Source organism: Vibrio sp. 811 (genome assembly GCF_033339195.1).
Window position 1 is genome coordinate 1 of record NZ_JAWOUB010000294.1, and the last position, 782, is coordinate 782.

General features: G+C 45.1%; 1 protein-coding gene and 1 pseudogene. Both read right to left on the reverse strand.

What is annotated here, in order from left to right:
• Positions 1-125: 125 nt before the first annotated feature.
• Complete coding sequence (ndk, locus tag R7Q46_RS26440; protein ID WP_005460254.1) at positions 126-551, reverse strand: nucleoside-diphosphate kinase; 426 nt, start codon at positions 549-551, stop codon at positions 126-128.
• Positions 552-637: 86 nt separating this feature from the next.
• Positions 638-782, reverse strand: a pseudogene (locus tag R7Q46_RS26445) (aminopeptidase PepB); the annotation flags it as partial.

The window sequence follows — 782 nt, forward strand, 5'->3', positions numbered from 1 at the left end:
GCATTAAAAACACTTCGGTTAAACATTGAACGACCTAACCAATGCGCCTTCGAACTGTTTCGATAATAAAAAGCCCCGGAATTATCCGAGGCTAACTATCTTTACGAGCACAAACTAACTACCAATTAGCGAGGGCAAATTTCTGACTCAGGGAAGAAGAACTCAATCTCACGAGCCGCTGATTCAGGACTATCTGAACCATGCACAGAGTTATGACGCATGCTTAGCGCGTAATCTGCGCGAAGTGTGCCTGCTGCCGCTTCTTCTGGGTTGGTTTTACCCATCAATTCGCGGTAACGTGCAATCGCATTTTCGCCTTCCAACACTTGAACCATAATAGGGCCAGAAGTCATGAACTCTTTTAGAGGTTGGAAGAATTCTTTACCTTCATGTTCTGCGTAAAAGCCGCTCGCCTGCTCTTCAGTCAGGTGAACCATTTTCGCAGCAATAATACGTAGGCCTGCCTTCTCGATTCGATTGTAGATTTCACCGATCAGGTTTCTTTCCACAGCGTCAGGCTTAACAATGGAAAACGTTCTTTCTAGAGCCATAAAGTTTCCTTTTTGTACTTGTAATAATAGTGTTTAAAAGTGACTTGCTTGACTACGGCAGCGCCTAACTGACGCCACCATAAATATTATTTTTCTGCTTGCTCATTAAGAAGGCGAGCAAGAGTGCGGACACCCATACCAGTAGCGCCTGCTGCCCACTTGTCGGATGCAGACTTACGGTAAGTACCAGCACAGTCGAAATGCAACCAGCCTTTCTTGTAGTCTTCAACA

What these genes read in the sequence shown, in the direction of transcription:
- ndk (WP_005460254.1), bottom strand. Translation starts at nt 551, where the DNA reads ATGGCTCTAGAAAGAACGTTTTCCATTGTTAAGCCTGACGCTGTGGAA.